Consider the following 19,220-nt stretch of genomic DNA (forward strand, 5'->3'; position numbering starts at 1 on the left):
TTTGAGCACGAGCTTTGCCAGATGTCTTGACGGTTGAACAGTGCACTTATCATTGTCTTTTTACAAAGATCTGCTGCCATGGCAACTTCGGAGCGACGTACTGGCGGCAACAACAGCCGCGGGCCGGTCCCAGACGAAAACGGGGTCATGATGTACGACTATGGCGGCTCGACAGGCATAGTCTACAACCCTACCGTGGTTGCCACGTACGGGCTGCAGTACCACGACAGTTACCAGCGGACAGGCGATCCGCAGGCAAGGCAGAACCTCATCAACACCGCCGACTGGCTGCTAGAGCACGCAAAAGAACAGAAATACAAATGCAGCAAGTATTCGCTCTGGCAGTATGGCTTCAGGTGGGGATGGTACGGAGGAGTCGATCCTCCATACGCCTCGGCACTTGCACAGGCCGAAGGAATCAACGTCTTGCTGCTGGCAAATGAAATGACAGGGGGAGGTGGCCACGATCGCTATGTTGCAGAGGCGAAAAGGGCTTTTGGCGCGTTTTTGGTCGACTATGACGACGGCGGGGTTACAAGCGACGAGGGGAGGGACTCGATATTCCTGCAGCTTTTGGCCAAGCCGGGCTTTCAAAAGACCTACGTGCTAAACGGCCACCTGAACTCTCTGATACAAGTATGGAAATACTATCAGTACACGCGCGACTATCGTGCGCTCATCGTGTTTGGCAAGGGAGTAAACTGGCTCACAGCTGACGGCAACCTGCAAAAATACTACACCGGCGACTGGTCTTACTACGACCAGATGGGCAACAGGGCACAGGACAACTATCATCGCGGGCACATTAGCCAGCTTGGCAAGCTCTACGAAATAACAGGCGAGCCTGTACTGAAAGAGTACTGCGACAGGTTTGCCGCCTGCATCAGGCAAGACCTGTAAAAAAGTCTCTGCAGAGAAGAGGCCAATTCGTAAAGCTCTTGTGTGTGTCAAAGAAAGAGGGGGGAGGAGTAGACGTGATATTGTCAAGTTATCACGCATCTCCCGCTTTCACGTCATATGTGATACCGCGGGTTTCGAACAGGATCGGTCTTTTAGTAGCCGTTGTCATTGTTGTTGTTATCGTTGTTGTTGTTATGCAGTATGCATACAATGGTGTCCTTTCCATTTTCATCGTCCTTGCTGTAGCTTGACCATTGGTAGTCATCCTTGTTGTCATTGTTGTCGTCCTTGGAGAAGCAAACGCAGCTATTGTCATTGTTGTCATTGTCGTCATCATCATCATTGCTATTGTCCTTGTTGTAGCTTGACCATTGGTAGTCGTTATTGTTGTCATTGTCGTCGTCATCCTTGTTGTTGTCGTCCTTGAAGACGCAAACAACAAAGTCCTTGTCGTCCTTGTTGTATCCGTTCGAGCTTGCAAACGCAGCTGTCGGCATCGCTACTATTGCCAGTGAAGCGATTGCGAAACCCAGCGTCAAGAGGGCGAAGGTCGCCCTTCTATGCGCCATTAGGCTTGGCATGTACATGACTATCCGACATGATTATAAAACCTTGAGCAGAAAGGCTCTGGAGTATAATTATTTTAGAATGTATAAGATCAATTAATCTACAATTTACAATTGTACTATGATAAAGAACTGGAATTTATGTGCCATCTCTTTCCTAGGTAATCTCTGAGGGGCATTTCGGTACAGGTCGGTAGACAGTAACAGTTTACCCGGGAATTTGACATGAACAAGACTCCCGTCTCTGGAACAGGAACAGGGCGGAGGTTGCTATAACAGTCGCGTATAAAATGATGTGCTACGAATATGATGCCGGAACAAGGGTGCAAACTTGCCATAAAAGAACTAGGAACTACAACTACGTTTGTATTTGTAGTCCACTGGAAACGCGCGCACGCACGCGCACAAACTAGACAATCGATCACTGCAAAAACATCTATTTTCAGTAACGTTTTTGTCTGACGCTTGCACTGGAAATGCAAGGATGAGCTTTGACCCGCTTTACAAGGTACACGACGCTGCCCGCGCGGGCCAGATCCCCGAAAAAACCTACAAGCTGATAGTCAAGCGTTTTCCGCTCGTCAAGGAGGGGATAAAGCGGGTCGAGGATGCGTCGGGGTTGAAATACCCGTACTTTTACGTCGAGCCGTCTATGGTGGTTTCCACGTCGGCAGCCGAGTTTGCGCAGTTTGGCGTCTTTTTCGCCCGCACGATACCGGTGATTGGCGATGACAACCTGCTCCGCGTAGTGGTGCAGTTGACGGCGCCGCTGGTAGCGTTTGGGCTGAAAGGCACGATACATGCGATTCTGGCGCACGAGTTTTTGCACTATCTAGAGCTTGTAAGCAGGATAGTCAAGATGAACGTGATATCTGACGAGATATCCGGCACCCTCTTTGAGGGCAGGTACGCCGACTCGGGCAAGCTCCTCGAAGAGCGCGCAGTCTTCAAGTCAGACCCCACTCTTTTAAAGCACATTACGACCCGCTTCCCCGAAGGTTTCCGGGACTACAAGCTGGAAGACAAGTCGATAAAGCTGTGGATGGACAAGGGCCTGCCAGTGATAAGGGTGCCAATAGACGCAAACGTGATCAAGATACCGGTGCAGGCAATGGCGCGCCTGCAAGTCGAGCAGGAAATCCGGGACAAGATAGCCGAGTTTGAAAGCGTAAAACTGCGCAAGCGCAAAAGCCCGACCGGCTATGTCTAGTATATCGCCGGCAGAACTACAAGTATTGCAAAAATGCATTGATAAAATCGCCAAGGGCCGCAAGGTCGCCGCGGCGTGCATCTACGGTTCAAAGGTCGCCGGCTATGCAAGGCCGGACAGCGACATCGACGTCATTGTCGTGCTTGAAAACTATCCGTACAGGGTAAAGTATGCATACGTAAAGGAATCCGGCATTGACGTTTCCGCCCTTGTCGTGAACAAAAAGTCGCTTGAAAGGGACGCAAAGAGCGCGCGCATGGGCGAGTTTGTGGCAGGCCGGCTCCTGCATGTCTACGAGCCGATGATAAACCCTGAATTTTTCGCACAAGTTGAACGAATCTACAAGCGCCGGGTGATACTTGAGGAGCTGCAGGAGCTTGTAAAATCATCAAGCGTCCTTGCAACGGAAATATCATTTCCGCTCGAATACATTGCGTTTTCAAAGGTAAAGCGCCGTGCGGCAATGTACCCAAACGCCGCGTACAGCTATTTCAAGACCTACAACACAACAGCAAGCCCGCGCAACATCGACTTTGCGATGCAGGGCTACAGGCGGGCACTTGCTGACATTGTGATTGAAGACCCCGGGCTGTTCATAATCGACGGGCCGATGCTCCGGCTGTCTGGCGAGCGCGTCAAGTTTGCGCGTGGCAAGCCTGTACTTCACCTGACAAAAAAGCTCCGGCATTTCATCAGCTCGTACGTGGTCCACTCGTACGCCGGCAGGCACATGTTTCACCTTGCTGTCAAGGAGGCCGAGTCAAAGATCCGCCGCCACGTCAGCCAGCACGTCGAGTTCCCGCCATTTCTTGCGTGCCCTGCGTGCGAATACTGGAAGATACCCGAGGGCGCGCTTGTAGTAGTGGCAGACAGGCACAGCGGAGGAGACTGGATTGATGCCGTCGCACAGGCGCACGGCATCTCTTCTGGATATTCTGCAAAAAAGCGCCGGCTTGGCAACCCAAACAGCAGGACGATGCTCTACACGCTAAAGCACGGTGGCAGTGAGTTGAAAATAGCCGCAAAAGAGCTTGCCCGCACAAAGTCGGTCAAGTGGGCCGCTCTAAGCATGTGGACCGCGCAGGTAAAAAAATTCAAGGTCGACCCTATGTACCGACTTGGGACCGAATACCGGGCTTTGCGATACCTGCGCACGCTTGGGCTCAAGACGCCTGAAATAGAGGCCGTGGTCCTTGACAGAAGGATTCTTGCGACCCGGTTTGTGGAAGGTACAAGCCTTGCCGACATTATCCGGGACGCGCTTGCCGGCAACAGCAACGACTTTGGACTTGTCAGGGAAGCTGGAAGGCAGGTTGCAGTTGTCCATGCGCAAGGCGCGTGCTTTGGCAACATCAAGCCCAAGAATGTGATCGCAAGTGACAATGAGCTGTGGTTCACAGACCTTGAGCAGTTTGTCTTTGAGGGTGGCGACCCTGTATGGGACCTTGCGCAGTTTGTGTGCTGGGGCTTGAAAGGAAGCGCAAACGCGCCAGTGGCAGCAAAAGTGGCAGCTGAATTCCTAAAAGGGTACGGGAATGAGCAAGTGGCCGGCCGACTCGCGCAGAGCAAGCGCTACATCGAGAATTTTTTGCCTGTCCTGTCGCCGCAGGTGGCCAGGGCGATTAAAAACGTGGCCCGTAGCCTGTAAGAGGCTACTTTTTGCCCTTCTTGGGGGCTTCTTTGCGCGCAAATTCCGTGTAGCCGCACTTGCCGCACGTAAAGCGGTCCTTGTGCTCCGCCATGAACACGCCCTTGCCGCATTTCAGGCATTCGCGCTTGTTCCTTGTGACCTTGTTGCCCTCTACCTTGTAAAACTTGTAGACTGCAACCTCGCCCTTTGCTGGAGCCTTTTTGTCTGCCATGCTACTTCTTGGCGCCTCCCTTGGCGTCAGCGGCTGCCGCCTGCTTGGCCTTTAGTTTTGCGGCCTTTTCCTCGTCGAGCAGCTTTTTCCTGTCGGCTTTGGGCATGGTGCGAAGCATGCGGTATCTCGGCAGCTGCTTCTTTGCAGCCTCCTCGTTTTCATAGACGTAGAAAACCGCGTGAACGTCCGTCATTCCTGTCTCGCATACAAGGTTTATCGGGATAACTATTTTTTTGTCGACCCCAAGCTGGCTCGCTACCTGCTCGGCAGCCTCTGTCTTTTTCAGCTTGCCGGCGGCTCCCCTGAACAGCGCCTTTACCTCGCGCCTGCTCAAAAGCGAGTTCTTGCGGTCCTCTAACATCACTACTGCTTCTTGCGACAAAGTGAAAGGTACCGTTCCGTGTAACCCATTTAAGTATTTGCTTGACTCTTTTCTACAGGAAAATCAAATATACTGCCTAGTCGCCCGGGACGTTGAGAAAATGAAGCAATTTTTCCAGGACATCTGCGACAAGGTAGTGTCGCTTGACCCCGCGATACGGTTTGCAGGAATTGCCGACGAGGACGGCAAGCTGGTGGCAACAGCCGAGAGAAAAGGGCTGAAGCCACTTTTGACGCCTGAAGAGCGCGCCCAGTACGCAATCACTGCCGCCACGCGCCAGTACACGCGCCTTCGGTGGGAATACCTCCTTGGCAAGATAGACTATGCCTCGTCGCACTATGCAAAACTCATCCGAGCCACGATACCAATAGCCGACGAGAACAGCCGGCTGTACTACGTCATGCTGCTTTCGTTTGACGTCAACGCAGGCGACAAGGTGCATGGCATCATCATGAAAAAGATAATCCCGCTTGTGCGCAAGAACACGGGCAAGTTCATGAAGTGAAAACAAAAAAGGATAGAGTCTTTGCACATGCCGTTTGAAAGCCTCGGCGAGTACGTTGATGCCCTTGAAAGGGCGGGCGAGCTGAAACGCGTAAGGGCAAAGGTCAGCGCGGACCTTGAAATAGCAGAAGTGATGCGCCGGCTCATGTACAAGGGCGACCAGCCTGCAGTACTCTTTGAAAACGTTGAGGGCTCTGACATGCAGGTCCTTGGAAACGCTTTTGGCACCATGAAGCGCCTGAAGCTGGCGCTAGAATCAGAGGACTTTGTGGATATTGGCCAGCGCATTGTCGACCTGACAAGGATGAAGATGCCGTCTGGCATGTTCAACAAGCTAAAGATGCTGCCCAAGCTGTCAGAGATTGGCGAGTACGGTCCAAAGTACGAGGACAAGGGACCTGTGACAGAAGTGGTAGAGGGGGGCGATAAAGCGTCCTTCAACTCGCTTCCAATTCTACAGTCGTTTGCCGGCGACGCAGGCAGGTTCATCACCTTTGGCATGACGGTCACGAAACATCCAGAGACAGAGATCCGCAACCTCGGGGTCTACCGCGTACAGATCGTCGACGACAAGCACGCGATAATGCACTGGCAGACCCACAAGCGCGGCGCACAGCACTACAAGATGCTCAAAGAGCAGAACAAAAAGATACAGGCCGCCATCGTTATTGGCGCAGACCCTGCAACCGTGTTTTCTGCTGTCGCACCCGTACCAGAAGGCATGGACAAGTACCTTTTTGCAGGCATCACAAGGAAGAAAGGGGTGAAACTCGTAAAATGCAGGACCGTCGATCTTGAAGTGCCTGCAAACGCCGAGATAGTGCTTGAAGGGTACGTAGACCCAAACGACATGCGCATGGAAGGGCCCTTTGGCGACCACACCGGCTATTACACACCTGCAGAGCCCTTTCCCACTTTTACGCTGACAGGCATCATGAGGCGCAGAAACCCGATATACCTGACGACCGTGGTGGGCAAGCCGGTGCTTGAGGATGCCTACATCGGCAAGGTAATCGAGCGGTCGTTTTTGCCTCTGATACAGATGTTCCATCCAGAGGTGGTAGACTTTTCCATGCCGGGCGCAGGATGGTTCCAGGGTCTTGCCGTGATATCTATCAAAAAGACGTATCCGGGCCAGGCAAAAAAAGTGATGATGGGCCTGTGGGGCATGGGCCAGCTTGCACTGACAAAAATGTTCGTGGTAGTCGACAGCGACGTGGACGTGCACGACGCAAACGACGTGATATGGGCGGTGACTACGCGGGCCGATGCCGCGCGCGACACGGTCATCATCAACAACGCGCCGACCGACACGCTTGACCCTGCGTCGCCGCTTGTCAACCTCGGCTCAAAGATGGGAATTGACGCCACGCAAAAGACAAGAGAAGAAGGCTACATGCGGGAGATACAGCAACTGGCGGTCGTAGATGACAAGACAAAGGCGCTTGTAGACAGGCGCTGGCAAGAGTACTTCAGCTCCTAGGAGGAAAAAGCGCTTTGGCTTTTGACGTGACGGTTCGCCCCATGCGTGAAGACGACTTGGAAGAGGCAGACAGGATAATGAGGCTTGCCTTTGGCACCTTCATTGGCCTGCCTGACCCGATGTCGTTTGCAGGAGATGCCGATTATGTTTATACGCGCTATCGGGCTGACCCGCCTGCCGCTCTGGTGGCAGAAATTGACGGCAAAATTGCAGGGTCAAACTTTGCGCTGCACTGGGGCAGCGTCGGCGTGTTTGGCCCGCTGACTGTGCATCCTGACTTTTGGGACAAGGGCGTGGCAAGGCTGTTGCTTGAAGGGACGATGGACGTTTTTGCAAAATGGCAGGTAAGCCATGCTGGCCTCTTTACGTTTGCCCAGAGCAGCAAGCACGTGCACCTCTACCAAAAGTTTGGCTTTTGGCCCCGCTTTCTGACGTCGATAATGTCAAAGCCGGTGGACAAGAACCAAAGTGCAGCCAGGATGATCCGTTATTCGCAATTGGCCGCGGCTGAAAAAGAGCAAACCGTCAAAGCGTGCAAAGCCCTGACAGGCACAATCTATGACGGGCTGGACTTGAAAACAGAAATTTACTCTGTCGACAAGCAGGCGCTCGGCGACACTATATTGATTTACGATAATGATAACGCTGACTCTCTGGCGGGCTTTGCAGTCTGCCATTGCGGGCCGGGGACCGAGGCAGGTAGCGGAAATTGTTACGTCAAGTTTGGCGCGGCCGCGCCCGGCCAAGATTCTGCTGGAGAGCGGTTTGAGCACCTGCTGGATGGGTGCGAGTCTTTTGCAGGCTCGCAGGGCTTGTCGCGCATAATTGCAGGCGTCAACACGGGTCGGCACGACGCATACAAAAGAATGATTGCACGCAAGTTTCGCACGGACATCCAAGGAGTCGCCATGCACAGGCCTGACGAACCGGGCTACAACAGAAAAGACGTCTACCTGATGGATGACTGGAGATAAGTTTTCCAATTAAAACTGTCTGACTGTCCTGTACAGGTTGTCACGCTCTGCCGGCCGGTATCCTGCCTGTTTTATCGCGGCTATAATCCTGTCAGACGTCAATTCTGTAGAGCGCGCGCCAGTGGCGCTCACCACTTCTTCTCCTATCAGCGTGCCTCCAAAGTCGTCGGCGCCGTGGTTCAGCGCAAGCTGCGCCATGCCGATTCCGTTTGTCAGCCACGACGACTGCAGGTGGTCGATGAGGCCGTAAAACATTATCCTTGAAATCGCTATCATCTTCAGCAGCTGCAGGCCGCCTGATGGGTATTTTATCAGCCCCTCTGCCTGCATCTCGGTGTTGTTTGGCTCAAAGCTCCACGGGATAAAGCAGACAAAGCCTCCCGTCTTTTCCTGGAGCTTCATTATCTTTAGTATGTGCCTTGCCCTGTCTTCCTCCGTCTCGATAGTGCCGTACATCATGGTGGCGACCGACTTTAACCCGACGTTGTGAGCCTCCTCCATTATGCGGAGCCACTCGTCGCTCTTGATCTTTAGCGGGCTTATCTGCTCCTTGACGCTGTCTTCAAGGATCTCTGCTCCGGCCCCTGCAAACGTGTCCATGCCTGCTGCTTTTAATCGTGCAAGCACTTCCTTTGTGCTGCTTCTTTCCACCTTGGCTATCATGTCGACTTCAGAGGGCGAAAGCCCGTGGATTCCTACCTCGGGGCACTTTTCCTTCATTGCCTTGAAGGCATCCTCGTAGTACTCGATTTTCAGGTTCGGGTTGTGCCCGCCCTGTATGAGCACCTGCGTGATGCCAAACATCTCGCGTGAAGTGGCGACGCGCCTCACAATCTCTTCCTTGGGCACCGTGTACGACTCTTCGTGGCCCGGCGGCCTGTAGAACGCGCAGAACTTGCAGTACGTCACGCAGACGTTGGTGTAGTTGAGTATGATGTTGTTGACAAAAGTTATCCTGTCGCCAAAGAGCCTGTGGCGCAGTATGTTTGCGACAAGGCCCATCGAGTAGGCGTCGTCGGACTTTACAAGCCGTATGCAGTCGTCAAGGCCAAGCGGCCGCTGTCCGGCCAGCGCGCTGTCCAGCACGTCGCTGATGTCAGACTTTGACAAGAATTCCTGGAGCAGCCTGCCTTGCAAATGTCTGACTGTTTTGGCCCTCCTATCTTATTTAATGATTTGGAGACACAGGAGCCTAAATTTATAATGGACCGCGGGCAAGTTACAACACAAGTTGCAGTCAATAGTAGACGCCTTTGGCAAGGTCGGCGGGACGCCGGCGCTTGAAAAGGCGCTTGCCGGGGAGGAGCTGTCCTACGAAGACGGCGTGCAATTGATGAACGAGGAAAACCTCTTTTTGCTCGGAGCTGCTGCAGACAAAATGCGCCGCGACCTGTGCGGCAACACCGTGACTTTTGTCGCTTCTTATTACCTCAATTACACAAACGTGTGCGCTGCCAGTTGCCCGTTGTGCGCGTTCTACCGCAAGGGCAACGAGGAGGACGCCTACACGCTATCTGTAGAGCAGATTGTCGCAAGGGCCAAGATAGCGATAGAGCAGATGGGTGCAACAGAACTCCACATCGTGGGAGGCTTTCATCCAAAGCTGGGGCTTGAATACTACGAAAACATGATGCACGCCATAAAATCCGAACACCCAAAGATGACGATAAAGGCGCTTACGCCAGCAGAGGTGTTCTTTATCGCGCGCCTGACGCACAACTCTGTAAAAGAGGTGCTTTTGAGATTAAAGGCTGCCGGCCTCGACGCGCTCCCGGGCGGCGGAGCCGAGATATTCCATCCAGACACGCGCAAAAAAATAGTGATCGGCAAGTGCTCCGGCGAAGAGTGGCTTGACACGGCAAGGCAGGCGCACGAGCTTGGGATCCGCAGCAACTGCACGATGCTCTTTGGGCACATTGAAAAACCAGAGCACATCGTCGACCACGTAATCAAGATACGCGAACTTCACAAAAAGACCAAGGGCTTTACGACGTTTATCCCGCTCAAGTTCAGCCTTGAAAACACGGAACTTGAACAAAAAGAGATGATCAAGTCAGAAAGCCCGTCGCCCTACGACCTGCGCGTCATAGCGGTGTCAAGGCTTTTGCTTGGAAATACGCTAAAGAACGTCTCGGTGTACTGGGTGGCCCTTGGCAAAAAGATAGCGCAGGTAGCCCTTTCGTACGGCGGAAACGACATGGTGGGCACTGCTTTTTCAGAAGAGATATTCAAGGCGGCCGGAAAGTCAAGCGGAACGTCATTGCAAGAGCTTGCAAGCATGGTGCGCGAGATAAAGCGCGAGCCGGCGCAGCGCGACACCTTCTTTAACATTCTGCGCAGGTTCGACTAAACCACAGAACGCGCTTTTGTGATATATGCAATTTTGCGCACGGCGTGTGAACTAAGCTTAAAACCCGATTGTTTCAAAATTCTTACGTGCTTCCAGAACGCGACAGGCCAAAGATGAAACGGCGGCTGATGATAATCAACATTGCCGCGCTTGCCGCAATGTTTGTGGCGGTGGTAAACCTCGTGACGCTCCGGGAGGTCTGGGTGCTGGCAGCCGCAGTGGCGGTTCTTGTCGGCCTCGCAGTCTATTCCGTAAACGAAAAGTTCAAGTTGAAAAAGCAGTCAGGCTAGCTAGGCTGTCACGTTAAGGGCCGGAACCATCTCTTCTGAAACGTGGTATTGCTGCTCGTACCTTTCTGCGATCTGGATTAGTCGCGCTTCATCAAACGGCCTTCCGACAAGCTGGACGCCTACCGGCAGCCTATTGTCTACTAGGCCGGCGGGAATGTTGAGCGCAGGAAGTCCCGTCACGTCAAACACCGTGGTCAGCCTGCTCAGGACAGGATATACCTCGATATCCTTGCCATCGAGGTGCACGGTACTCTGGTCCAGCAGGGGAGCTGCGATTGGAGTGGTGGGTACAAGCAACGCGTCGTACGGCTTCATGGCCCTGAGAATCGCCCCTCTTATTTCTTGGCGCCACTTGTGCGCGCTGATGTAATGCACGGCCGTTATCTTCAGGCCGTCATCAAGCATCTTTGCGACATCTTTTCCATAGTCGTCATGTCGCGTCCGGAGCCATTCGTTGTGGGTTGTCGCCGATTCGCCCAGCCTTATGGCCCGCCATGTCTCGTATATCTTGTCCGTCTGGTCGACGTCGACGTGAGTTGATGATATCTGGCAGCTTTCAGCTCTTTCTACAAAGCTGTCAAATGTATGCTTGACCTTTGGATCAATGATGTCAAAGAAAAACTGCTTGGGGATGCCAAGGCGGAATTTTCCCTGTGTTTTTTCCACTTCATCTATGTAGTTGGGAACAGGTGCATTGGCACTGTTGGGGTCGTGGCTGTCGTACCCTGCTATATGCTGCATGACTGCTGCAATGTCCCATGGGCTCCTGCATATTGGACCGATATGGTCTATTGATGGGGCAAGGGGCATTACTCCATACTTGCTCACCCGACCATAGGTGGGCTTGAGACCAAATACGCCGCAAAGGGAAGACGGCACTCTGATCGAGCCGCTAGTGTCGGTGCCTATGGACGCCAGCGACATGCCGGCGCTGACTGCCACTGCAGAGCCGCCACTAGAGCCACCGGACATCCTGCTGTCATCCCAGGGGTTCCTTGAAGGCCCGTAATGCGGGTTGATGTTGGTTATCCCGCAGGCAAACTCGTGGGTGTTGTTCATCCCGACTATTATTGCACCGGCTTCCTTCAGCTTTCTCACTACCGTTGAATCATAGTCCGGCACAAAATCTGCAAGTATCTTGGACCCGCTCGTACTCTTGACGCCTTTTACATAGATGAGGTCCTTGAGGCTTATGGGCACGCCATGGAGCGGTCCCTTGTACTTGCCTCGTCTTATCGAGGCATCCGCATCCTTGGCGTCATGCTTGGCCGAGTCTTCCAGGATTGTTATGAAGCCATTCAGCTTTGGGTTCAGCTTTCTGATCCTGTCCAGCGTTATTTCTGTAAGTTCCTCACACGAAATGCTTTGCGAAGAAACAAGCTCTGCAAAGTCCTTGATTGTCAGCTTGGGATTATAGAGCGATGATTTCTTCATTGCAGGACCTCATCATTATAGGGGTAGTTCTGCGATGAATGTTTATAAGTAAATATCATAACTTTTGAAAAAGTTAGTATATATGAAAATATTCCATTTCGCTGATTCATGGGCCGCTCTCTGGGCGGCGGTTATTATGATGCACAACTGACCATAATTCCATTTATGCGATTTTTCTCCCGCTATGTCAACTAGGCTTAATACTTCGTGTTCTAATTCTGCAAAATGTATATGATGCATGAAAAACGACCACTTGTATCTGTAGTTTCGCCATTGCCCCGGCTGCTTGAGCAGGTGAAGGACGCAGCTGTTGCCCTTGACTCTTTTGGGATCAAAAGCGAAGCCCGCATAGTGGCTGCGCACAGGTCGCCTCATAAAACCATTAGGTTCGTGGCAGAATGTCATGCCCGGGGAATTGAAGTGATAATCGCCACAGGGGAAGGGTCAGCACACTTGCCCGGGATGATAGCTTCGCTTACGACCATACCTGTGATCGGGGTTCCCCTAAAAGGAGATGCCTCGCCTGGAGGCATGGATTCTTTCCTTTCCATGGCGCAGATGCCTCGCGGGGTGCCTGTGGGGACGATGGGGATAAACGCGGCGTACAATGCCGGCATATTTGCGTGCCAGATCCTCGCATTAAAGTATCCGGAGCTTCAAGAAAAGCTAAAGCGGTACAAAGAAATGATGGAAGAGCAAGTCGAGTCTGAAGACGCAAAACAGAGTAAAGTCATCAACTAGCGCGCATTTTTTCAGATATTTTTAATGCGCATTTGGCACAGTGACAATTGTGCACGGCGTAATTGCTTTGCAGATCTATTGCAATTGCCACCGCGCAATATGTTTTCAATTGCCAACTGGCCAGAGACGGAATTGAACCATATGTACAGATGAACGCCGGTGTTTGTTTGTCAAATGCATTGTTAGATCTGTGCTTGACAGTGGATATTGTTCCATTTTTGAGATGACTTGTGAGCATTTTTCATAATACCATCATGTATCACAAAATACATAAATTTACATAAATGTGATTTCTTGAAATCATTTATTTATATTTCATCGACGAGATTAGAAGAAACAGGCTTATATCATTCGCAAGAATGAAAATTCTCGAGATATGGTGGAACAGGAAGAATATGCTGAACGTCCTGTGCCGGAGCACGCGCGGCTTGGATTTATGAAACCTACGCTGGTGTGGGCCGGATTTACCTACGCATACATCTGCATCTTTATCGGGAGCCAGATAATGGGCGGCCTGGGAGCCCCGATGGGCTATGTCGCAATCATCGCCGGTCAGGTCTTCCTGTTCGGCTACGCCGGGCTCATCGCGCATAAAAGCTCAAAGCTTGGACTAAACTTTCCAATGATGTGCAAGGCCGCGTTTGGACGGTACGCATATGCGCTGCCCGTCCTGATGATTGCCGGCCTTGTCACCGGCTGGTACGCGTTCCAGGCATGGCTTGCCGCCGACCTGATGGTCGGCCTGTACGGCGGCCAGTCGTTCAACGCCGGGACAGGAAGCGGGGTACTTCCCGGGATATTGGGGACCACCGGCTTTTGGGCGGGCGTCTTTGCGATAGTGTTTGGCATGTTTGCAGTCTATGGGGTCAGGGCCATGGCGTGGATGGGCTGGTTTGCGGTCATCTCTGTGACCGCGCTTGCCGGCTGGATGATCTACTCCATCGTGAGCGTAGTGGGCGTGGAAACGGGCGGCAACCTCTTCAGCTCGCAGCCCATAGGCGAACCATGGACGTTTGCGATGGGCTTTACCGCCTCGGTGGGGACATTCATCGTGAGCGCGACAATGACGGGCGACTTTAACCGGTGGACAAAAAGCGTCAAGCAGTCCTGGGGCGTCATCGCAGTGGCCTTTCTGGCTGCCAACATGCTCATGCTCATGACGGGCGGCATATTCACCGCAGTCGCAGGCAAGCTGGACTTTTTCTTTGGCCTTGGAACCCTTGCGCTTGGCATACCAATAATGATAATCCAGTGGGCAAGCAACGGCTCTACGTGTGACGGGTGCATGTACAACGCTACGCAGGGCTTCAAGAACGTGGTGTACTACATCTCTGGCAAGCGCCTCAACTTTTCGTGGAAAAAGATGGCGATAATAGTAATGATTGCCGGAACAGCAGTCGCTGCGGCAAACCTGCTCACCAGCATCGTGCCGTGGCTCTTGCTCCTCGGGTCGGTCGTCCCCTTGGTGGGCGGGATACTTATCGGCCACTTTTGGATAGTTGCGCGCAAGTGCACGCCGGACGAGCTGCTGGCAGCAGGTGACAAAAAGATAAACGGGCCGGCAGTCACAGGGTTCCTTGCGGGCCTTGCAATAGCCATAGGCATACAGCTGGTGGCGCCGGACCTGCCTGCAGTCTTGGGTGGCCTCATTGGTGGCGTCGGCGTCTACCCGCTTGTGGCCAAGATAACAGGCTACACCAAGGGCGGCCGGCTCACGCCAAAGGGCCTCGGCACCAGCGCGTCGTACGGGGCTGCAGGCACCGCGGACCAGCCGCCTACGCCGTCTGCGCCCGGAAGTGGAGTAGCGGCAAGCGGCGGCCAAGCAAGCCCCTGCGGCAGGATTGACCGGCTGGTGGAGTTTATGACGCCGTTCTGGTCCAGTTTATCATACAGGGGAGGAGGAGGAAGTCAATTCAAATGACCAAGGAAAAAATGCCGCAGCCGCCGACCCCGAACAGGGACTTTACCTCCGCAGCGAGAGAAGAGGTGTTGAAGAGGGTCGAAAAGGACTACGAGGAGTTCAAGAAGACTAAAACCTTCAAGTTCCCGGCATGGCTGTACGGCCCCCCGCGGGGCAAGCTGTTCAAGGTGGAGGTAGAAGACTGCCCGCGCTTTGGCGACAAGGCATGGGTCGAATTTGACTCGGCGCGCACGGCGTTTGTCAGCATCGACATGCAGATCGACTTTTGCGGGCCAAAGGGCTACGTGGACGTGATGGGCTACGACCTCGGGCTGACGTCTGCCCCGATAAAGCCAATACACTACGTGCTCCACAACATCCGCAACGGGACGGACATCAAGGTGATACACACACGCGAGGGCCACCTGCCGGACCTCTCTGACGCGCCGTACAACAAGGTGCTGCGAAGCAAGATAATAGGAGACGGCGTCGGGATTGGCGATATTCCAAAAGGCGGCCTCGGCAGGCTCCTTACGCGGGGCGAAAAGAACTGGGACATCATCGACGATCTCTATCCTATGCCGGGAGAGTACGTGATAGACAAGGCCGGCAAGGGCGCGTTTGGCCAGAGCAACATGCCGCTATTGCTAAAGAACCTCGGCATAACCCACCTGGTGATAACGGGCATCACGACGGACGTCTGCGTACACACTATCATGAGGGAGGCAAACGACTATGGCTACTGGTGCCTTTTGCTAAAGGACGGCACCGGCGCAACCGACTATGGAAACTACCAGGCGGCCATAAAGCAGATCAAGATGCAAGGCGGGGTCTTTGGCTGGGTGTCTGACTCGAAAAAGTTCATCGACGGCGTGAGGTCGGCGTTTCCGGACACAAGCTGACCGCGGGCATCTGTAAACTACGGAAAATCCGATCATGGCTATATACCTCCGGAGACAGTGAATAGGGGTTGGCCCTGCTTGAGGCAAGTGCGGCACACAAGAAAAAGACCGTGATCGGCCTTGCGCTAGTTGCCACACTCTCTGCCATAGTCCTGACGGTGCCGGATGTCCTGGGGTTTTCAATCAGCCTGCCGCTAAAGCTGACGTCGATAGTGCTCCTGTCCGTGTACGTGGTGCTCTCGTTTGAAATAGTGCACAGGACGGCAATTGCACTTGCCGGCGCCACGGCGGTAATTGCAATAATCATATCGACCGGGCTTGTTCAGGCCGGCGAGAGTTTCGAGTTCGTGACAGAGGCCATCGACTTTAACACCATCGGCCTGTTGCTTGGCATGATGATAATCGTGGCCATAATGGCCGAGACAGGCGTCTTCCAGTACCTCGCAATCAGGATGAGCAAGGCGTCAAAGGGCAACATGTGGAAGCTGCTCGTCATGATGAGCGTCTTTACGGCTGTCACCTCGATGTTCATAGACAACGTGACTACCGTGCTCCTGATGGTGCCAATAACCATCTCCATTTTCAGGATATTCCGGCTTTCCCCAGTCCCGTTCATACTCGCGCAGGTGCTTGCATCAAACGTGGGCGGGACGGCCACGCTCATAGGCGACCCTCCAAACATACTAATCGGCTCCGCCGCAAACATCGACTTTAACGCGTTCCTGTTCCACATGGGGCCCACGATAGGCGTCTCGATGGTCGCGTCGCTGTTCATGCTAAAGTTCCTCTTCCGGAAGGACCTTGCGCAAAAGCCACAGAACCTTGACGAGCTGATGGCGCAGGACGAAAAGTCGCTGATAACCGACAAGGGCGTGATGAAAAAATCAATGATAGTGCTTGCCGGCGTCATAGCGCTCTTTGTAATACATGGAAGCCTCCATGTAGAGCCGTCGCTCATTGCCCTCGGTGGCGCAGGCGTGCTGCTGGTGGCCACGCGTGCCAAGCCGGAAAAAGTGTTTCATGACGTGGACTGGGCGACTCTCATATTCTTTGCGGGGCTGTTTGTAATAATCAGTGGCGCCGAGCACGCCGGGATGATAGACCTGCTTGCAAACACAGCACTTGGCATAACGGGTGGCGAGCCTACGGTGACCTTCTTTTTGATAATATGGATGTCTGCTGTCGCCAGCGCGTTTGTGGACAACATACCCTTTGCCGCGACCATGATCCCGCTAATACACGTCTTGAACCAGAACGGAAGCATCGCCTCTGCGTTTGGCGGCTTTGAGATAAGCCCGTTGTGGTGGGCCCTTGCGCTTGGAGTGGGCCTCGGCGGGAACGGCACGCTGATAGGGTCAAGTGCGGGAGTGGTCGCCACCGGCCTTTCGGAAAAGGGCGGCAACCCGATAACCTTCAACAACTTTATGAAGATCGGGTTCCCGTTCATGATAATGACGGTGGCCGTTGGAAGCGTCGTGCTGTTTGTGGACATGATGCTCAGGATTGGTTAAAAGTTTACGTAATACGTCGTGGCAATAGTACGGGCACAACTGGGCTGGGCTGCACACATACATGAAGATTGCAAGGATATCAACAAAAGGTGGCCGTGAAACCTACGCGCTAGTCAGCCCGGAAGGCGACGGCGGCATGGCCACGCGAGACGAAGTGGAAAGGCAGGCAGGGGTCAAGCTTCCTGCGGCCCTTGAGGATTTCGTGTTCGGCGATTATGCCCAGAAAGTGACGACTGGAAAAATCTCGTACGCGCACAAACCTGGCGAGTTCCGCCTGCTCCCGCCAATAAGGCGGACGTTCAAGATAATCTGCCTTGCCTTTAACTATTCGGATCAGGCAAGCTGGGTGCGCTTTGGCAAGAGCCCGCCCAAGGACCCTGTTATCTACCTAAAGCCCCGGACAAGCCTGTGCGGGCCTGCCGACGATATAGCCTGCCCAAAATCCGTCACCCAGCTGGACTACGAGGGCGAGCTTGCCGTGGTGATTGGAAAGGAGTGCAGAAATATGTCAGAAGAAACGGCTCTTGGATGCGTGGCAGGCTATTTTGTGATAAACGACATATCGGCAAGGGATGTCCAGTTCATCGACAAGCAGTACACACGCGCCAAGGGCTTTGACACGTTTGGGCCTTGCGGGCCCTGGCTCACGACCAAGGACGAGATCGCAGACCCGTGCGACCTGCGCCTCACGACGCGGGTAAACGGCGAGGTGCGGCAGGATTCGTCCACAAAAAATCTTGTCCTGAAAATAGACAGGATAATACACAGCCTGAGCAAGGTGATGACGCTAGAGCCGGGCGACATCATATCCACCGGCACGCCAAGCGGCACCGTGCTTTCGCTGTCGTCGCACGTGAAATACCTGCAGCACGGCGACGTGGTCGAAGTGGAAATTGAAAAGCTGGGCAGGATAAAAAACCGCGTGACCTTTTACTAGGGCTCTTGGCTGTTGTTGCGGCGCGCAAACTGCCGCTTCTAGGTGAGAAGCGGCCTTGCCTTGTACGTCATCAGTATGTCCCTGACAAGCTCGGGCGCGGCAGGGGCGTGCATGTCTATTGCCTTTGACAGGCATTCTGCATCTTTCCTGGTAGGAACCACTATTTCGCCCAAATAGCCTCCCCTTTCTTGTACTTGATTGCGGCAGAGCTGCTGCCGCATAACGCATTGGCTGTTTCGACTATTTTTTCGATCCAGACTGTTATGGTAGACGGGGCAAGACCCCGTACAAGGCTGTCCTTGTAGTCTCTTATTACTGCCTGCTCTGAATCGTCGTCGTCGTGGCCGCCGTGCACAAGGCAGCTGCGCGCCTGTCGTATAAAAGATCTCTAGATGACATCCACCCTGACGTCAGATTCTAAAATCCGCCGTTCGCAGGCCATTGAAAACATCTTTTCAATCGCCTTTCTTCCTTCTGGACCCATGTCGCGGGTTATCTCGTTCACGTACATGAGCACAAATTTCTTTATGGTCTCCTTTGGCTGGCCACGGGAATACTGCATTGCGTAATCTACAGAAGCGTCGATGTTGTCAAGGCCGTACTCTATTGATTTTACAAAAAGGTCGCTAAACTCCTTCAACTGGCCGCGGTCCATAGTCCTTGCACTTGCCACGTTTATGCCAAGTGGTACAGGAAGGCCGCCCGTCTGCGAGTCCCACCACTGGCCCAGCTCCATTATCCCCGCAAATTTTGTCTTGTCGTAGGTTATCTGCGCCTCGTGTATGACAAGCCCAGCGTCCACTTCTCCTGTCAGGACTGCCTGCGGTATTGCCTCAAACGACATCTCTTTTTCTCTGAACTTGCCTATGGCAAGTTTCAGCAAAAGGTTGGCAGAAGTCATCCTGCCAGGTATTGCTATCGTGGCGTCTTTTAGGCCGTCAAGGGTCATGCCCTTGTCCTTTCTTGCAATCACCACCGGGCCGTATTTCAGCCCAAAGCTGCCGCCCCCGCGCAATATTACATAGTCCTTCAGGTAGGCGTAGGCGTGCGCCGACACCGCAGTCGCGTCCAGCTCGTGCGCAAGCGCCCTTTTGTTCAAAGTCTCGATGTCCTGGATGACGTGCTTTATCGCAAACCTGCTGGACCCTACTGCGCCACATGCAAAGCCATAGAACATGAACGCGTCGTCGGCGTCAGGAGTGTGGCCAAGCGTTATCTCCATCTCTCTCATGCAGGCGCCTTGCGCCACTATTAAATCAATATCTCCATGAGAA

21 protein-coding genes are annotated in these 19,220 nt (G+C 53.4%); 13 read left to right on the top strand and 8 right to left on the bottom strand.

Annotated elements, in window-relative coordinates; all coding sequences use genetic code 11:
* Positions 1-78 precede the first annotated feature (78 nt).
* Positions 79-900: a D-glucuronyl C5-epimerase family protein gene (locus tag NTE_RS03375; protein ID WP_148699745.1), complete on the top strand. Its 822-nt coding sequence runs from the start codon at positions 79-81 to the stop codon at positions 898-900.
* A 152-nt stretch (positions 901-1,052) separates the two neighbouring features.
* On the opposite strand, the gene NTE_RS03380 is transcribed toward NTE_RS03375, so the two are convergent.
* Entirely contained in the window at positions 1,053-1,469 is a 417-nt protein-coding gene (locus NTE_RS03380; RefSeq protein ID WP_148699746.1) for a hypothetical protein, read from the bottom strand.
* Between the two features lie 451 nt (positions 1,470-1,920).
* Between NTE_RS03380 and NTE_RS03385 the strand changes: the two genes are divergently transcribed.
* Together NTE_RS03385 and NTE_RS03390 are read left to right on the top strand one after the other, a co-directional pair.
* Positions 1,921-2,676 (top strand): hypothetical protein, encoded by a 756-nt coding sequence (locus NTE_RS03385; protein WP_226987143.1) that lies wholly within the window; start codon positions 1,921-1,923, stop codon positions 2,674-2,676.
* Positions 2,677-2,701: 25 nt separating this feature from the next.
* Entirely contained in the window at positions 2,702-4,324 is a 1,623-nt protein-coding gene (locus tag NTE_RS03390) for a nucleotidyltransferase domain-containing protein (protein ID WP_158385055.1), read from the top strand.
* 4 nt (positions 4,325-4,328) lie between these two features.
* Here NTE_RS03390 and NTE_RS03395 read toward each other — a convergent pair whose 3' ends face one another.
* Positions 4,329-4,538, bottom strand: a complete 210-nt coding sequence (locus NTE_RS03395) for a 30S ribosomal protein S27ae (protein WP_148699748.1) — start codon at positions 4,536-4,538, stop codon at positions 4,329-4,331.
* Position 4,539: 1 nt separating this feature from the next.
* Positions 4,540-4,920, bottom strand: a complete 381-nt coding sequence (locus tag NTE_RS03400) for an eS24 family ribosomal protein (protein WP_148699749.1) — start codon at positions 4,918-4,920, stop codon at positions 4,540-4,542.
* Between the two features lie 100 nt (positions 4,921-5,020).
* On the opposite strand from NTE_RS03400, the gene NTE_RS03405 reads away from it, so the two are divergent.
* From NTE_RS03405 to NTE_RS03415, 3 genes are read left to right on the top strand one after another with little or no spacing between them, the layout of a single operon-like run.
* Complete coding sequence (locus NTE_RS03405) at positions 5,021-5,425, top strand: hypothetical protein (RefSeq protein ID WP_148699750.1); 405 nt, start codon at positions 5,021-5,023, stop codon at positions 5,423-5,425.
* Positions 5,426-5,452: 27 nt separating this feature from the next.
* Positions 5,453-6,907, top strand: a complete 1,455-nt coding sequence (locus NTE_RS03410; protein ID WP_148699751.1) for a menaquinone biosynthesis decarboxylase — start codon at positions 5,453-5,455, stop codon at positions 6,905-6,907.
* A 14-nt stretch (positions 6,908-6,921) separates the two neighbouring features.
* Positions 6,922-7,881, top strand: coding sequence for a GNAT family N-acetyltransferase (locus NTE_RS03415; protein WP_226987144.1), 960 nt, complete (start codon positions 6,922-6,924; stop codon positions 7,879-7,881).
* A gap of 9 nt (positions 7,882-7,890) precedes the next feature.
* On the opposite strand, the gene mqnC is transcribed toward NTE_RS03415, so the two are convergent.
* Positions 7,891-8,991: a cyclic dehypoxanthinyl futalosine synthase gene (gene mqnC, locus NTE_RS03420; protein ID WP_226987145.1), complete on the bottom strand. Its 1,101-nt coding sequence runs from the start codon at positions 8,989-8,991 to the stop codon at positions 7,891-7,893.
* A gap of 121 nt (positions 8,992-9,112) precedes the next feature.
* Between mqnC and NTE_RS03425 the strand changes: the two genes are divergently transcribed.
* Positions 9,113-10,231, top strand: coding sequence for a radical SAM protein (locus NTE_RS03425; protein WP_226987146.1), 1,119 nt, complete (start codon positions 9,113-9,115; stop codon positions 10,229-10,231).
* An 86-nt stretch (positions 10,232-10,317) separates the two neighbouring features.
* Positions 10,318-10,521, top strand: coding sequence for a hypothetical protein (locus NTE_RS03430; protein WP_148699753.1), 204 nt, complete (start codon positions 10,318-10,320; stop codon positions 10,519-10,521).
* Here the strand turns inward: NTE_RS03430 and NTE_RS03435 are convergent, their stop codons facing one another.
* The gene (locus NTE_RS03435; RefSeq protein WP_148699754.1) at positions 10,522-11,955 is read right to left on the bottom strand and encodes an amidase; all 1,434 of its coding nucleotides are present in this window, start codon (positions 11,953-11,955) and stop codon (positions 10,522-10,524) included.
* A 231-nt stretch (positions 11,956-12,186) separates the two neighbouring features.
* On the opposite strand from NTE_RS03435, the gene purE reads away from it, so the two are divergent.
* The 5 genes from purE (at position 12,187) to NTE_RS03460 (ending at position 17,946) form a co-directional block, all read left to right on the top strand.
* A complete protein-coding gene (purE, locus tag NTE_RS03440) occupies positions 12,187-12,696 on the top strand; it encodes a 5-(carboxyamino)imidazole ribonucleotide mutase (protein ID WP_226987147.1) in 510 nt (169 codons plus the stop codon).
* A 376-nt stretch (positions 12,697-13,072) separates the two neighbouring features.
* Positions 13,073-14,617, top strand: coding sequence for a purine-cytosine permease family protein (locus tag NTE_RS03445; RefSeq protein WP_148699755.1), 1,545 nt, complete (start codon positions 13,073-13,075; stop codon positions 14,615-14,617).
* Positions 14,614-15,498, top strand: coding sequence for a cysteine hydrolase family protein (locus tag NTE_RS03450; RefSeq protein WP_226987148.1), 885 nt, complete (start codon positions 14,614-14,616; stop codon positions 15,496-15,498). The genes NTE_RS03445 and NTE_RS03450 overlap by 4 nt, the downstream gene beginning before the upstream one ends.
* A gap of 68 nt (positions 15,499-15,566) precedes the next feature.
* Positions 15,567-17,009 (top strand): ArsB/NhaD family transporter, encoded by a 1,443-nt coding sequence (locus tag NTE_RS03455; protein WP_148699756.1) that lies wholly within the window; start codon positions 15,567-15,569, stop codon positions 17,007-17,009.
* Positions 17,010-17,070: 61 nt separating this feature from the next.
* The gene (locus NTE_RS03460) at positions 17,071-17,946 is read left to right on the top strand and encodes a fumarylacetoacetate hydrolase family protein (RefSeq protein ID WP_148699757.1); all 876 of its coding nucleotides are present in this window, start codon (positions 17,071-17,073) and stop codon (positions 17,944-17,946) included.
* A gap of 38 nt (positions 17,947-17,984) precedes the next feature.
* Here the strand turns inward: NTE_RS03460 and NTE_RS17260 are convergent, their stop codons facing one another.
* From NTE_RS17260 to NTE_RS03470, 3 genes are read right to left on the bottom strand one after another with little or no spacing between them, the layout of a single operon-like run.
* Positions 17,985-18,119 (bottom strand): hypothetical protein, encoded by a 135-nt coding sequence (locus NTE_RS17260; RefSeq protein WP_264357937.1) that lies wholly within the window; start codon positions 18,117-18,119, stop codon positions 17,985-17,987.
* A complete protein-coding gene (locus NTE_RS03465) occupies positions 18,107-18,301 on the bottom strand; it encodes a hypothetical protein (protein WP_148699758.1) in 195 nt (64 codons plus the stop codon). Before NTE_RS03465 ends, NTE_RS17260 begins: the two co-directional genes overlap by 13 nt.
* A gap of 33 nt (positions 18,302-18,334) precedes the next feature.
* On the bottom strand, positions 18,335-19,195 hold the full coding sequence (locus NTE_RS03470) for a menaquinone biosynthesis family protein (protein ID WP_226987149.1): 861 nt from the start codon (positions 19,193-19,195) through the stop codon (positions 18,335-18,337).
* Between the last annotated feature and the right edge of the window lie 25 nt (positions 19,196-19,220).

Origin of the sequence: Candidatus Nitrososphaera evergladensis SR1 (assembly GCF_000730285.1) — an archaeon.
In the GTDB taxonomy this organism is placed as follows: Archaea; Thermoproteota; Nitrososphaeria; order Nitrososphaerales; family Nitrososphaeraceae; genus Nitrososphaera; species Nitrososphaera evergladensis.

Excerpts from the sequence above, each read along its gene's own strand:
- NTE_RS03375 (WP_148699745.1), top strand. The coding sequence starts at position 79 with ATGGCAACTTCGGAGCGACGTACTGGCGGCAACAACAGCCGCGGGCCG.
- NTE_RS03380 (WP_148699746.1), bottom strand. The coding sequence starts at position 1,469 with ATGGCGCATAGAAGGGCGACCTTCGCCCTCTTGACGCTGGGTTTCGCA.
- NTE_RS03395 (WP_148699748.1), bottom strand. The coding sequence starts at position 4,538 with ATGGCAGACAAAAAGGCTCCAGCAAAGGGCGAGGTTGCAGTCTACAAG.
- NTE_RS03405 (WP_148699750.1), top strand. The coding sequence starts at position 5,021 with ATGAAGCAATTTTTCCAGGACATCTGCGACAAGGTAGTGTCGCTTGAC.
- NTE_RS03410 (WP_148699751.1), top strand. The coding sequence starts at position 5,453 with ATGCCGTTTGAAAGCCTCGGCGAGTACGTTGATGCCCTTGAAAGGGCG.
- NTE_RS03435 (WP_148699754.1), bottom strand. The coding sequence starts at position 11,955 with ATGAAGAAATCATCGCTCTATAATCCCAAGCTGACAATCAAGGACTTT.
- purE (WP_226987147.1), top strand. The coding sequence starts at position 12,187 with ATGATGCATGAAAAACGACCACTTGTATCTGTAGTTTCGCCATTGCCC.
- NTE_RS03445 (WP_148699755.1), top strand. The coding sequence starts at position 13,073 with ATGGTGGAACAGGAAGAATATGCTGAACGTCCTGTGCCGGAGCACGCG.
- NTE_RS03450 (WP_226987148.1), top strand. The coding sequence starts at position 14,614 with ATGACCAAGGAAAAAATGCCGCAGCCGCCGACCCCGAACAGGGACTTT.
- NTE_RS03460 (WP_148699757.1), top strand. The coding sequence starts at position 17,071 with ATGAAGATTGCAAGGATATCAACAAAAGGTGGCCGTGAAACCTACGCG.